The 12,992-nt window shown below is 62.2% G+C and carries 15 protein-coding genes; 6 read left to right on the forward strand and 9 right to left on the reverse strand.

The features are described from left to right. Positions 1-24 precede the first annotated feature (24 nt). Positions 25-1,194 carry a radical SAM family heme chaperone HemW gene (hemW, locus tag CFB17_RS07325; protein ID WP_322112132.1) on the reverse strand — a complete coding sequence of 390 codons (1,170 nt, stop codon included), beginning with the start codon at positions 1,192-1,194 and terminating at the stop codon, positions 25-27. Between the two features lie 183 nt (positions 1,195-1,377). Between hemW and CFB17_RS07330 the strand changes: the two genes are divergently transcribed. Beyond that, positions 1,378-1,566 (forward strand): YqaE/Pmp3 family membrane protein, encoded by a 189-nt coding sequence (locus CFB17_RS07330; protein ID WP_088560752.1) that lies wholly within the window; start codon positions 1,378-1,380, stop codon positions 1,564-1,566. A gap of 17 nt (positions 1,567-1,583) precedes the next feature. Further along, entirely contained in the window at positions 1,584-1,829 is a 246-nt protein-coding gene (locus CFB17_RS07335) for a DUF6460 domain-containing protein (RefSeq protein ID WP_088560952.1), read from the forward strand. A gap of 3 nt (positions 1,830-1,832) precedes the next feature. Here the strand turns inward: CFB17_RS07335 and CFB17_RS07340 are convergent, their stop codons facing one another. Next, the gene (locus CFB17_RS07340; RefSeq protein WP_165769478.1) at positions 1,833-3,689 is read right to left on the reverse strand and encodes a transglycosylase domain-containing protein; all 1,857 of its coding nucleotides are present in this window, start codon (positions 3,687-3,689) and stop codon (positions 1,833-1,835) included. Between the two features lie 236 nt (positions 3,690-3,925). Between CFB17_RS07340 and mobA the strand changes: the two genes are divergently transcribed. Next, positions 3,926-4,558 carry a molybdenum cofactor guanylyltransferase MobA gene (gene mobA, locus CFB17_RS07345; protein WP_088560754.1) on the forward strand — a complete coding sequence of 211 codons (633 nt, stop codon included), beginning with the start codon at positions 3,926-3,928 and terminating at the stop codon, positions 4,556-4,558. Here the strand turns inward: mobA and CFB17_RS07350 are convergent. Both CFB17_RS07350 and CFB17_RS07355 read right to left on the reverse strand, forming a co-directional pair. Continuing rightward, complete coding sequence (locus CFB17_RS07350; RefSeq protein WP_165769479.1) at positions 4,546-5,712, reverse strand: pyridoxal phosphate-dependent aminotransferase; 1,167 nt, start codon at positions 5,710-5,712, stop codon at positions 4,546-4,548. The two genes, mobA and CFB17_RS07350, sit on opposite strands and share 13 nt — an antisense overlap. 34 nt (positions 5,713-5,746) lie before the next feature. Beyond that, positions 5,747-6,037, reverse strand: coding sequence for a sulfurtransferase TusA family protein (locus tag CFB17_RS07355; RefSeq protein ID WP_207761970.1), 291 nt, complete (start codon positions 6,035-6,037; stop codon positions 5,747-5,749). Positions 6,038-6,063: 26 nt separating this feature from the next. Between CFB17_RS07355 and mobB the strand changes: the two genes are divergently transcribed. Continuing rightward, the gene (gene mobB / locus CFB17_RS07360) at positions 6,064-6,594 is read left to right on the forward strand and encodes a molybdopterin-guanine dinucleotide biosynthesis protein B (RefSeq protein WP_088560757.1); all 531 of its coding nucleotides are present in this window, start codon (positions 6,064-6,066) and stop codon (positions 6,592-6,594) included. Further along, complete coding sequence (locus CFB17_RS07365; RefSeq protein WP_088560758.1) at positions 6,591-7,862, forward strand: molybdopterin molybdotransferase MoeA; 1,272 nt, start codon at positions 6,591-6,593, stop codon at positions 7,860-7,862. The genes mobB and CFB17_RS07365 overlap by 4 nt, the downstream gene beginning before the upstream one ends. On the opposite strand, the gene CFB17_RS07370 is transcribed toward CFB17_RS07365, so the two are convergent. The 4 genes from CFB17_RS07370 to CFB17_RS07385 all read right to left on the reverse strand — a co-directional run bounded on the left by CFB17_RS07370 (position 7,856) and on the right by CFB17_RS07385 (position 11,206). After that, positions 7,856-8,461 (reverse strand): pyridoxamine 5'-phosphate oxidase family protein, encoded by a 606-nt coding sequence (locus CFB17_RS07370; protein WP_207761971.1) that lies wholly within the window; start codon positions 8,459-8,461, stop codon positions 7,856-7,858. The two genes, CFB17_RS07365 and CFB17_RS07370, sit on opposite strands and share 7 nt — an antisense overlap. 4 nt (positions 8,462-8,465) lie before the next feature. After that, a complete protein-coding gene (locus CFB17_RS07375; protein WP_088560760.1) occupies positions 8,466-8,690 on the reverse strand; it encodes a DUF4170 domain-containing protein in 225 nt (74 codons plus the stop codon). Between the two features lie 176 nt (positions 8,691-8,866). Next, positions 8,867-10,177 (reverse strand): ammonium transporter, encoded by a 1,311-nt coding sequence (locus CFB17_RS07380; RefSeq protein WP_088560761.1) that lies wholly within the window; start codon positions 10,175-10,177, stop codon positions 8,867-8,869. 723 nt (positions 10,178-10,900) lie between these two features. Then, complete coding sequence (locus CFB17_RS07385) at positions 10,901-11,206, reverse strand: hypothetical protein (RefSeq protein ID WP_133063862.1); 306 nt, start codon at positions 11,204-11,206, stop codon at positions 10,901-10,903. Between the two features lie 97 nt (positions 11,207-11,303). Between CFB17_RS07385 and CFB17_RS07390 the strand changes: the two genes are divergently transcribed. Then, the gene (locus tag CFB17_RS07390) at positions 11,304-12,179 is read left to right on the forward strand and encodes a LysR substrate-binding domain-containing protein (protein WP_088560763.1); all 876 of its coding nucleotides are present in this window, start codon (positions 11,304-11,306) and stop codon (positions 12,177-12,179) included. Here the strand turns inward: CFB17_RS07390 and CFB17_RS07395 are convergent. Beyond that, complete coding sequence (locus tag CFB17_RS07395; protein WP_088560764.1) at positions 12,176-12,949, reverse strand: hypothetical protein; 774 nt, start codon at positions 12,947-12,949, stop codon at positions 12,176-12,178. The genes CFB17_RS07390 and CFB17_RS07395 overlap by 4 nt on opposite strands. Positions 12,950-12,992 lie beyond the last annotated feature (43 nt).

The raw sequence follows: 12,992 nt of genomic DNA on the forward strand, positions 1-12,992 counted from the left end.
GTTCTTTAGCTGGGCAAAATCAAGTCAGTTCTGCAAAAGGCGCCGCAGGACGGCATCCAGCATCGCCCGTCCACTTGCGGTGGCCACCAGCCGATCGCCCGTGAGTCGAACAAACCCACCATCGACAAGCATGCGCAGAGCGGCCGGATCGAGGCGAGGTCCCTCCAGGCCGCGCAGCCTTTCCAGTCGGGTCAACGAAACTCCTTCGCTTAGCCTAAGGCCCATCATCAGACATTCGACCACCTGCTCGCCGTCCGTCACGATCGTGGTCTCCACCAGCGCGTGGCCGTCACGTTCGACGTTACGCAGCCACCGTTCGGGTAGCCGCTCCGTGCGCGTCGCGACCCGCCTGCCATCAGCCAGCGTCAGCCGACCGTGAGCACCTGGACCAATCCCCGCATAGTCGCCATAGCGCCAATAAACGAGATTATGCCGGCTCTCGCCGCCCGGCCGGGCATGGTTCGAAATCTCGTAGGCCGGCATTCCGGCCTCCTCCATGAGGCTCTGCGTCAAGGTGTAGAAGTCGGCCTGGAGCTCGTCGTCCGGCATGACCAGTTCGCCACGAGCAGCAAGGCTGGCAAATCGCGTCCCTTGCTCAATGGTCAACTGGTAGAGCGAGAGATGATCACCGGCCAGGGCCAGCGCCTGCCGAAGCTCGCGCTCCCAAGCATCCAGGCTTTGCCCGGGTCGGCCATAGATCAGGTCGAACGAGAACCGCGGAAAGATCCTGCGCGCCAAATCGAGGGCAGCCAGCGCCTCGCCGGCGCTATGTTCGCGACCGAGAAACCGCAGCGCCTCGCCGTCGAGTGCCTGCACACCCAGCGAGAGGCGGTTGACCCCCGCCTGCCGGTAGCGCTCGAACCGGCCAGCCTCGACCGAGGTTGGATTGGCCTCAAGCGTTATCTCAATGTCGCGCTCGAAGCAAAAGCGACGCGAGGCACGCGCGATGACCGCCTCGACCGTCGCCGGCGACATGAGCGAGGGCGTGCCGCCGCCAAAGAAAATCGAGCGCAAAGGGCGACTGCCCGTCATGGATGCCATGTGATCGAGTTCGACCAAGAGCCCTCGCCTCCAGGTCTCCTGGTCGACCGAGCCCCGGACATGGCTGTTAAAATCGCAATAGGGGCACTTGGCCTTGCAGAATGGCCAATGCACATAAAGCGCAAAGCCCGGGTCCGGCCAGATCGCCCCCACCGCCGGAACGGGGCCGGTCCTCTTCCCCCGAGCGCCTTGCAGCCCCGTGGCACCTGGCTCAATTATCGCCAAAGACGTCCTCATCCCTTATAAGAAGCCGATCCGACTGGGAACACCCGCCCGCCCGGCCCGTTGAAGCAGACGGCTTGAAAAGGCTCCTCAACGTCCAAATCGAGAGACCCGATGCGCCTCCTGATCGCGATCGTCCTGCCCTTCCTGCTGTTCTTCACGATCGGCCGGCCAATCGCCGGCCTGATCTGCCTCATCCTGCAGTTCACGCTGATCGGCTGGATCCCCGCAGCCATCTGGGCGGTCTATGCCCTCTCCGAATGGAGCACCGACCGCAAGATCGCCCGCAGCCGCGGCTATTGAGGCCCGCTGGCCAGACCATGCCTCAGATCACGTTCCGGACCGTCATCAAGCTGCTTATCTGGTCGCTTATCGTGGGTGCCATCCTGTCCTGGCTCAATGTCAGCCCGCTCGGCATCGTCAATGCCTTTATAGCGTCGATCCGTGACGTCGCGCGCGATTTTCAGGTCCATGCCTGGAACTTCGGATCCTATATTCTCCTTGGCGCCGTCATTGTCGTGCCACTTTGGGCGTTAAGTTATATTGTTCGCGCCACCAAGCGCTAGGATCTATTCCAACGCCCGGTCGACCAGCTGATTCAGCCAATTCGCACCTCGGCGCGCCAGATCGAGCGGACCCGTCTTGCTCGCGGGCGCCGTAGCCACGGGTGGCTCGCGGACGCTTGGCGCCGACGCGGGGGCCGGGGTGGCACTCATGATCGAGCGCCAGATCCGGGCCGGCATGCCGCCGCCGGTAACGCCGCGCATAGGCGTATTGTCGTCGTTGCCGACCCAGACCCCCAGCACATAGTCGCCGCTCCAGCCGACGAACCAAGCATCTCGGCTGTTTTGCGTGGTCCCCGTCTTGCCGGCGACGATTCGCCCGGGCATGGCAACCGCACGTCCGGTGCCGTCCTCGACAACGCCTTGCATCATCGACCGCATGGCTTCGGCGGGACCGGGCTCAATCACGCGCCGGGGAGCCGGCTCGTTGCGATAAAGAACCTTTCCCCGGTCATCGGTGACACGCCGGACAGCATAGATCGCATTGGTGATGCCGCCCGTGGCGAAGGGCAGATAGGCGCCAGTCAGCTCAATGAGCGTCGTCTCCGATGTCCCCAGCGCTATGGAAGGCACTGATTGGATCGCCGAGGCGATGCCCAACCTGTGCGCGACCTCCACCACCTTGTCCGGGCCGACCTCACGAATCACGCGCGCGGCCGGCACGTTCAACGACTCGGCAAACGCCTTTGCAAGCGTCACCTCGCCCCGATAATGGTTGTCGTAGTTCTGCGGCGTCCAGTTGCCGATCTTGATCGGGCCGTCGAGCACGATGGTCGACGGAGTGAATCCCGCCTCCATCGCCGCCAGGTAAAGAAACGGTTTGAAGGCGGACCCCGGCTGTCGCCGGGCGGCCACCGCTCTATTGAAGCCGTCGCCACGGGTGCCTTCCCCACCCACCATGGCGACCACCGCGCCATCGTCGCGCAAAAGGACGGCGGCACCCTGGTTGACGTCGAGTTTCGGACCGTCACTGGCAAGGGCCTGGCGCACCGCGCGATCGGCGCTCTTCTGGAGCTTGGGATCGAGAGTCGTGGCAATCTTAATGTCGTGCGTGGGCTTGCCCATATAGGCGATCAGCCCGTCGAGGACCCAGGCAACAAAGGCGCTGCCGAGATCATCGCTGCCTTCGGTCGAAAGCCTGGCCGGCCTGGCCCGCGCCGCCAGCATCTGATCCTCGGTAATGTAACCCACCGCGACCATACGCCCGAGAACGGTATCGGCCCGATCGCGGGCACCTTGCAGGTCATTGGTCGGTGCCAGTGCCGATGGCGCTTTCAGAAGGCCTGCGATCATGGCCGCCTCGGCAAGGTTCAAGGCGCTGGCGGGCTTGGCAAAATAGCGCCTAGACGCCGCCTCGACCCCATAGGCACCAGCGCCGAGGTAAACCTTGTTCAGATAGAGGGCCAGGATGTCCTTTTTGCTGAGCCTCGCCTCCAACCAGATGGCCAGCGTGGCTTCCTCGAGCTTTCGCTTCAAGCTTCGCTCGGGCGTCAGGAACAATATTTTGGCCAGTTGCTGGGTGATGGTGCTGCCACCCTCGCTCACCGAGCCACTCGTCATATTGGTTACGAAGGCGCGGGCGATGCCGATCGGATCGATACCGAAATGCTGCCAGAACCGACTATCCTCCGTCGCGACGACGGCTTTCACGAGCAGTGGCGAGATCTCGTCCAGCGGCACGAAGCGCCGGCCACCGGTGACGCGCTGGGCGATCGGCGTATCATCCGCCGCCAGGATCGTGATAACCGGCTCGTCCCTGACCGCCATGAGCGCGTCGGTGTCGGGCAGCGAAGGGGCGTAGATGGCAAAGGTCACAACCCAGACGATCATGGCCACGACCATGAGCGTCGGCACGGCAGCCATCAACCGCCAGACCAATGAACGTCGGCGGCGTTTGGGGGTATCTGGCCTTGCCGGTGTTCGGGGCGGCACGCGTGGACGCATGAAGAGCGAAACTTTCTCATTGGCCGGGGACGACCTGGAAAACGCGCGTCAACCCGGCCCCGGCGGACACGCCGCAGCAAACAATCTAGCGTCAATGACGAGCGGCGTCATGCGCTCTGCCTCGATGGTACGACTTCAAACTGGGATCGTGGCAGATGCGCGTCGTTGAACCTGCCAGAGATGCGCCACCCGGCATCATCCTGGCAGGAGGCCAGAGCCGGCGTATGGGTGACGGCGACAAATTTCTCAGGTCGCTCAGGGGGCAGCCAATCCTTCGCTGGGTCATCGATGCCGTGAGGCCACAGACCAGTGCGCTCGTCTTGAACGCCAATGGCGACTTGACGAGGCTGACGTCCTTCGGCTTGCCGATCATGGCGGACGACCCGCCAGGCCAACTCGGTCCCCTTGCCGGCATCGCTACGGGCCTGCGGTGGGCGGCGGCGCGGGACGATTATCTGGCCGTCTTCGCGGCCGACACACCTTTCCCGCCGGACGATCTCGTCCACCGGCTCGCCACTGCCCTTCAGGCCGAGGACGCCCAAATCGCGGTCCCCGTCAGTCTGGGGCGCCAGCATGGCGTCTTCGGCCTCTGGCGGACATCGCTTCGCAACGAGCTCGAGCGCGCGGTCATCGAGGATGGATGTCGCAAGGTCGGCCATTTTCTCGCCGCCCATCGCGTCGCCCTCGTCCCGTTCGAGGCAGAGCCCTTCGACCCGTTCTTCAACATCAATCGGCGCGAGGACCTCCTGCACGCCGAAGACCTGGCGGCCCATTTTCAATCCAGTTGATCGAGGACGGCGCAGAGCCGCTCCATGGCCATCGCCATCCGCTCGGTCCGAATGGCGAAGCAAAGACGCAGATGCGCCTGGTTGCCTTCCCCGAACGTATAGCCGGGTGCCAGGCCCACCTTCGCCTCGGCAAGGATGCGGGTCGCCAGGGCCAAACTGTCGGTAACCCCCTCGATGCGTGGAAAGGCGTAGAACGCCCCTTCTGGCCGCAGCAGCTCGACGCGCGGATGCGCGCCCAGCGTCTGGAAGACGAGATCCCGGTTGATTCGGCAGCGGTCGATGAAGGACTGGAGAAACGGTTCACCCTGCTCAAGAGCGGCGATCGCTCCATACTGGACGAAGGCCGGCGCACTGGTCGTATTGACCTCGGCCAGCACAGCGATTGGCTCCGCCAGATGTCGCGGCGCCACCATCCAGCCGATCCGCCAGCCGGTCATCGCCCAGGCCTTGGAGAACCCATTCAGGATGAAGACCGGCTCGTCAGGTTCGGCCAGGGTCAAGAATGAAGGTGCAGCCACGGCACCGCTGAAGACGTTGCGGTGATAGACCTCATCCGAGATCAGCCCAAGCCCGTGCTTGCGGCAGAGGTCGAGCAATGCTCTGCCCTCTTCCTCACTCATGATCCAGCCGGTAGGATTTGAGGGCGTGTTGACGTAGATCGCCCGGGTGCGCGGCGTGATCGCGCGGACCACCCGATCGAGATCGAGCGACCAGCGCTCCGGCCCCTCCTCCAGTCGGACATCGACCGGATGGCCGCCCATAATCTGTACGCAAGTGCGAATGTTCGGCCAGTAGGGCGAAACCAGGATGACCTCGTCGCCCGGCCTGACGAGGCACTGGCAGGTGATCATGACCGAGGTCATCGTGGCCCCAGGTACGCTGATGCGGTCAGGATCGAGCGACAGGCCATAGACCCGGCGATGATAGGCCAGAAGTGCCTCGCGCAAGGGCAACTGCCCACGCGCATAAGAATAGAATGTCTTGCCGCCGTCCATGGCAGCGCTCGCCGCCTGGCGGATGAAGTCTGGCGTGACGATGTCGCTCTCGCCGAACCAGAGCGGAATTACCTCCGGATCCTCGAGCGCCGTCGTCGCAATCTTGTTGATGCCCGAAAAACCTAGCGATTCGATATCGGGACGGATGACGGACGGCACGATGTCTTCACCTCAAGGCGAGCGGGGACCTGGATCAGCGGGCTGGCCGCGCGATCAAGAGGCGTACCCTATCCCCCAACTCTTGGCGTTCCACAAGGGCACAGCCCAGGCGGGGCAGAAGCAGCTCGATGTCGTCAGGCGCTCGTTCATCCGTGACGTCGACCTGCAGGGATGCTCCCGGCCGCAGGCGAACGAGATGCTTGCGGGTCAGGAGGACAGGCATCGGGCAAATCAGGCCGCGCAGGTCCAAGCATGCCTGATCCTGCGTCGATGCACCCTCTTCCAACCGCTTCTCCATGCTGTAGGTTGTTGTGAGCGAGTCCAAACCCTCAACCGCCAAAAAGCAAGTGCATGACAGGCCAGCCACCGGAGCGCGTCTTCGGCATCGTCGGCTTTAAGAACAACGGCAAGACGGTGCTTACCTGTCGCCTCATCGACCATCTGAAAGCTCAAGGCTATCGGATCTCGACCATCAAGCATGCGCACCACGATGCCGATATCGATCAGCCGGGTCGCGATTCCTGGCGTCATCGGGAATCGGGTGCAACCGAAGTGCTGCTCTCGACCAGCCAGCGCTGGATGCATGTGCATGAACTTCGCCAGGAGGCGGAGCCCGCGCTTGCGGACCATCTGGCGCGCATGACACCTGTCGACCTGGTCCTCGTCGAAGGCTTCAAGCGCGATTCGCACGCCAAGATCGAGGTTCACCGGGCGGAACGCGACACGCCCCTTATCGCTCATGAAGATCCTACCGTCGTCGCACTCGCAACTGATCAAGAGGCCATCGCCCTCGATCGCCCGGTCTTTCATCTGGACGATATCGCGGGCATTGCCGCGTTCATGCTTGACCACCTAGGCATAGCCAGGCGAGCTTCTTCTTGAGTACATCCGCCATTACCGAGCCGGACTGCTTTGCCTTCGGCGCAAACGACTTGTCGCTCAAGGTCGCTCTGCAGCAGCTCGAGGCTGGTATCGGGCGCGTCGTTTCAAACGAACGATTGCCGCTCGCGGCCTGTCTGGGCCGCGCTCTGGCTGAACCCTTGACGGCCCATCTCGACATCCCTGGCGTCGATAGTTCGGCGATGGACGGATACGCTTTCGCCTCGGCCAGCCTTGTCCCCGGCGAGCAGACCAGCCTACGCCTTAGAGAGGGCCGCGCCGCGGCTGGGCATCCGTTCTCGGGCACGATCGCGGCCGGGGAAGCGCTCAAGATCCTTACCGGCGCACCGATGCCGACCGGCACCGACACGGTCGTGATGTGGGAACAGGCAACGCTGGTCGAGGGCCGCCTCGTCGTTCCTCCAGGCATCACGCATGGCCAGAATCGTCGTCGGCGCGGTGAGGACATGGGAGCGGGCCAGATCGTTCTCGGGGCCGGCCAATGCCTGGGCCCGCAGCATCTGGGCGTCGCTGCCCGACTGGGCCATGCCGAGCTCAACGTCTATCGCCGACTGCGCGTGGCCCTGGCCTCGTCCGGGGACGAACTCGCGGAACCAGGCGCACGCCTGCCTCCGGGCGGAGTCTTCGATGCCAACCGGGTCATACTGAAGGCGGCCCTGGCATCCCTGCCCGTCAAAACCACCGATCTAGGCATCCTGCCGGACGATCCAGCGATCGTCCGCGATGTCCTAATCGAAGCCGCCGCCCGTCATGACCTGATCGTGACATCCGGCGGTGCTTCACGCGGCGACGAGGACCATCTAGTCCGTACCGTGCGCACGCATGGAATGCTTCATTTCTGGGAAGTCCGCATGAAGCCAGGCCGCCCCCTGGCGATGGGCAGGTTGCGGCAATCGTTGTTCATCGGCCTGCCGGGCAATCCGGTCGCCAGCCTCTCGGCATTCCTCCTCTTCGCGCGGCCGGTCATCCTGGCCCTGGCCGGCGCCACGTGGCCGCCCACGCCCTTCCGCCTTCGGCCAGCCGGCTTCACATTGCAACGGACGCGGCGGGATCGCAGTGAGATCCTGCGCGCCCGTCTGGAACCCGGACCGGCCGGGCGCGCCGTGCTCGTCGAGCGGCAGGCATCGCACATCCTGACGTCCCTGGTCGAAGCTGAAGGGCTGATCCTCCTTGAGGAGGGTAGCGGCGATATTGACGAGGGCCAGGGCGTGCCGTTTGCCAGCCTTCGCGATCTTGGCCTCGCTCAATAGAGAGCTTGGCGATAGCGCTGCAACATCTCACTCTGCGTCTCGACCTGCTCCAGACCCTCGATCTGATCCTTGAGCATCTGTCCCATGCTTGGCAGCATCGAGCGCTGGATGCGCGACTCCCAAAGGTCCGAGCGCATGAGGGCCTTGGCGCAATGCAGAAAGACTTCACGTACGCTGATATGGAGGACGGTTCGTGGCAGCCTGCCTCGGTCACCATAGCGTTCGAGGAGATCCGGGTCCGTTCGGATCTCCGCCCGGCCATTGACCCGCAAGCCTTCATCGACGCCGGGAATCAGGAAGAGAAGCCCAGCCTCGGGATTGGCCAGAATATTTAAGAGGCTGTCCAGGCGATTATTCCCCGGCCAGTCCGGCAGGAGAAGAAGCTGGTCGTCGAGGATTTGCACGAAACCAGGAGGGCCGCCGCGCGGCGTGACATCCACCCTTCCCTCGGCATCGCTCGTTGCTAGCAGGCAGAAAGGCGAAAGCCCGACGAAGTGGCGTGAATGGCGCTCGAATCCGCTCAACTGCTTCTTCAGGGCGCGCGAGCCGGGCTGGCCATAGAGCGCACGCAGCTGGGCCGCATCGGTGATGACAGACACCCGTTCAACTTTCTCTTGGCGCGTCGAGCAGACGGTGGAGATGCACGACCACGTAGCGCACATGTGCCTGATCGACCGTCGCCTGCGCTTTCGCCCGCCAGGCCTTCAAAGCCTCATCATAGTTCGGATAGATCCCGACAATGTCGAGGGCCTTCGTATCGACGAACTCCAGCGTTTCCGGGCTCTTCAGCTCACCGCCAAATACCAGATGCAATAGCTGCTTGCTCATCGATTTCCTCATCAACGCAGATTTGTTTGATAACGCGCGCAGGTTAGAACAATTCGGCCGGAGCGGCGACCATCGGGGAAGCGACCATCGTCAGCACCAGCCGCATGGCAGAAAAGAAAAGGCCGGCACTTTCGTGCCGGCCCTCGCCTTTATGCCAATTTCAAAAAGATCGCGCTCTACTGCACGACCTCGCCGTGGATCGTCGAATCGAGCCCTTCGCGCTCCACCTCTTCGTCGACCCGCAGACCGAAGATCATGCGCACGACCATGAGGATCACGAAGCTCGCCACGGCGCACCAGCCAACCGTCCAGAGCACGCCCTTGACCTGAATGAGAACCTGGCCAGCGTTGCCGTCGATCAGCCCCCGCGCCGCATCGCCGCCTACCGAGCCGACGGCAAAGACGCCGGTCAGAATGGCACCCAGGATGCCCCCGACGCCATGCACGCCGAAGACGTCCAAGCTGTCATCGTAGCCAAGCAGGTTCTTGAGCCAAGTCGCGGAGATGAAGCAGACGATACCGGCGGCGATGCCAATGAAGAGGGCACCGTTCGGCAGGACGAAGCCGGCAGCCGGCGTAATCGCGACAAGGCCGGCCACGGCACCCGAGCAGGCGCCAAGCAGGCTGGGCTTGCCGCGCGTGATCCACTCCGAGAGCATCCAGAAGATAGCGGCGGAGGCGGCGGCGATATGCGTCGTCAGCATGGCCATGCCCGCTCGCGGATCGGCGGCGGCAGCCGAGCCCGCGTTGAAGCCGAACCAGCCGACCCAGAGGAGCGCTGTGCCGATCAACGTGAGGACAAGATTGTGGGGCGGCATATGCTCGGTGCCGTAGCCGCGACGCTTGCCGACGACCAGGCAAAAGATAAGACCAGCAATACCCGCATTGATGTGCACGACCGTGCCGCCGGCATAGTCCAGCACGCCCTCATTATAGAGGAAGCCGCTGGGCGCCCAAACCCAGTGCGCGATCGGCGCGTAGACGATCAACGACCAGAGGATCATGAAGATCAGCATCGGTCCGAACTTCGTCCGATCGACGAAGGCGCCGATAATGAGGGCTGGCGTGATGGCAAAGAACGTGCCCTGGAACATCACGAAGACGCTCTCCGGGATGACCCCGGAAATCTCATGCAGTCCAACGCCCGCCAGCATGACCTTGCTGAGGTCGCCCACATAGGCGCTGCCGGTTGTGAAGGCCAGGCTGTAGCCGGCGATCATCCAGACGATCGACATCAATGCTGTGACGGCAAAGACCTGCATCAGCACGGACAGGACGTTCTTCTTGCGCACCATGCCGGCATAAAACAGCGCCAAGCCGGGGATCGACATCATCAGCACGAGCAGCGAGGAAGTGAGCATCCAGGCCGTGCTGCCCGCATCGATCGCCGGCGGCGGAGCTGCCGCGGTGGCATCTTGTGCGAGCACCGGATCGATCCCTGCAAGCAGCAGCAATCCCCCCAGTGTCCAAAGTCCAATTCTCAACATTGCGGTTCCTTTTCCTCCCGCTCGAAATGCCCTGCACGCAAGACGTCGTTCGTCCAATCGCCATCCTTCCTTTGCCGACGGCTGCAAGATGTTCGACGGCGACGACGCGCCCGGCACCCAGAAAGATGACAGGATGCCTAGGCCGAGCAACGGATCGGTGTCCAAGGATCAAGAATCGTGCCGTGACCGTTGCATTTCTACCCGGCGGCATGGAGGTCTAACGTTAAGGTCTGGACAGCGCCCGTAGACTGTTCGAGCCCTAAACCGAAAGGCAGACGCAGAACGCCTGCACGCGCGCGACCGACCGCCAGACCATGCCATTATGCTCAATCCGAAGACAACATGAGCATTTATTGGGCATATTCAGGAAATTGAGGCCGAGGCCTATATTTCCTATAAAATCACTTATGATTATTATAATGGGGAAAGTATTTGTTGCTTTTATGCAATCATTTTATGTCGACTCTTGCCGCACAGGGATCAGGGTGAAGTCGAGCGAGCAGAAATTCCCAGCTTATGCTATCTAGTTTCGTGTTGGGGCAACCAACGATCGGCCTGACTGGGCAAGAAGCGGCCACCTCGGGTTTATTAGATCGGCCGCTGACGGGAACGCTATCGTGGTCGGGCGCGTGCTTATTTATCTTTGCATCGTATTTGTGGGCCTATTGTTGTTACTCCAACGGCCTGTTCCTATGGCGATAGCACCCAATAAGGGTAACGATATCAGTCGGTATTGATTGCCTTTAATCGGCTAGCTGGCAGGTCATTCCAGGAGTGACGGAGCTTTGGATCCCGCAACTTGGCAAGATCTACCGGCACCCATAAAGGCCGACTGAGGGCAAACTCCAGATCGCCCGCAACGATGCCGACATCAATCAAGATCGCCTCGTTCAGTGCCGCGAGTTCACGCCGATGTCGATGCTCAATCACAAGCCCGCAAAATCGTAGCCAGAGGCGCTGCATTAAGCCGGCCCGCGAGGGAGCCGGCTGGCCAGGGGCCGTCTGTCGAAGATTGATGATCGTTGCCATGACGCTTTCTCCTGGTGTCATAAGCGACGATGGACGCTTGCCATCCATCAATCCAACGAGTAATTTAGATTTGTTTCATCAAATATTGTGATGGGTTATGGCTGAACGCACCCTCGATCCCGACCTACTGCGCAGCTTCGTCGCGATCGCGGAGACAGGGAGCTTTACCGACGCGGCAGCACGCGTGTTGCGCACGCAATCGGCTGTCAGCATGCAGATGAAGCGTCTGGAGGAAACGCTAGGACGAGCCTTTTTCGTGAAGGTCGGGCGCAATGTCGAGCTCTCACTTGATGGGGAAATGCTCCTGCCGCAGGCGCGGCGCCTACTGCAAGCGCATGCCGACCTAGTTGCTCTCTTCGATGCTGACCGTCTCGGCGGCTCGGTAAAGATCGGCGCACCAGACGATTACGTGACAACCTTTCTGCCCGGTATCCTGACACGGTTCGCTCAAACGCACCCTATGGTTGAGGTGGAAATGATTTGCGAATCGAGCGATCGGTTGGTCACCTTGTTTGACAAAGGCGACATCGATCTTGCCTTGACCACAACGCACTCGATCGTTCCCACCGCCCGGGAAGTACATCGCGAGTCTGTGGTCTGGGTTGCGATGCCCGGTCATTCACCTGCCACGGCCCGCCCTTTGCCACTCGCCTTGTTTCACCGTGGCTGCTGTTTTCGCGCTGCCGCCCTGGCAGCCCTGGCCGAGGCGTCGATCACAGCACGAATCGCTTATACGAGCATCAGCCTTGCCGGCGTCGTTGCCGCCATTGAGACGGGGTCGGCGATCGGCGTCATGATGCGCTCAACCGTACCGTCGCGTCTACGCATCCTAACCGAAGCCGACGGGCTGCCGCGCCTGCCGGAGTTTGGCATCGCGCTTTTGAAGCACGAGAGACGCGGTCCGGCCGTCGAGGCGATGGAGCGCCATATCGCCGCCTCCTTCGGCCCTCACCTTCTGCGGCTGGCGAGCTAGCCTTTACCGGCCATCGTGAAGCCGCGGTTCGAGAGCTTAAGTGCGCGCAAATCGAGTTGCTGCGTCTTCTTGAAATCGGCCTGGGTTTGGTCGGAGAACTTCTGCACCGCTGCGTCGTCGCCAGCGCGCCGGATCTGATTAAACGCGCTTATCCGCATGAGGGCGTCGTAGATAATATTCTCGGCCTTGATCTGGCGATCACGCGCGGTGGCCTTCTTGAGCGAAGGGTCCTGCGCCAGGCTGTTGCGGATCTGCCCACGCACAGCCTGTGCCGCTTGCGCCGAAGGAGCGTCGGACTTATTGGCGATCATCCACATCAAGATCATGTGCGCCGTTGCGACGTCGCTCAGATCGTTGATCGAGAAACCATAGGCCTTAAGGTCATCGGCAAAGCGCTCTTCGGCGCTGCGCTGTTGCAGCTGCTGGCGCACCTCTTCGGCACCCTGCGGATTTTGCGCCTTGATCTTCGCCAGGAACTGCTCCTGGATATCCTGGGACAGCTTCTTGTCATAAGTGACGGCGATGCCACCACCACCTTTTACCGGAGCAGGTGCCTTGGCCGTCTTGGCCGGCGCCTTCTTGCTCGGCTGGGGGGCGGGTTGAGATTTTGGGGGCGCCGTATGCGGCACCGTAACGCCTGGGATGCCGCCACCTTGCGCCCCATTCTGGAAGATGTCCGTCTGGATGCTCTTGCTCTGTGCCCAGGCCGGTCCCGCGCCTACGCTCAAGATCGCCGCGAGCGCTATGCCGCAGCCAAGCTTGCTACCCATTCTTCTCTTCATCGTCATCCATCGCCAAGACGGCTCATATATA

This window comes from Arboricoccus pini, assembly GCF_900187945.1.
Taxonomy (GTDB): Bacteria; Pseudomonadota; Alphaproteobacteria; order Geminicoccales; family Geminicoccaceae; genus Arboricoccus; species Arboricoccus pini.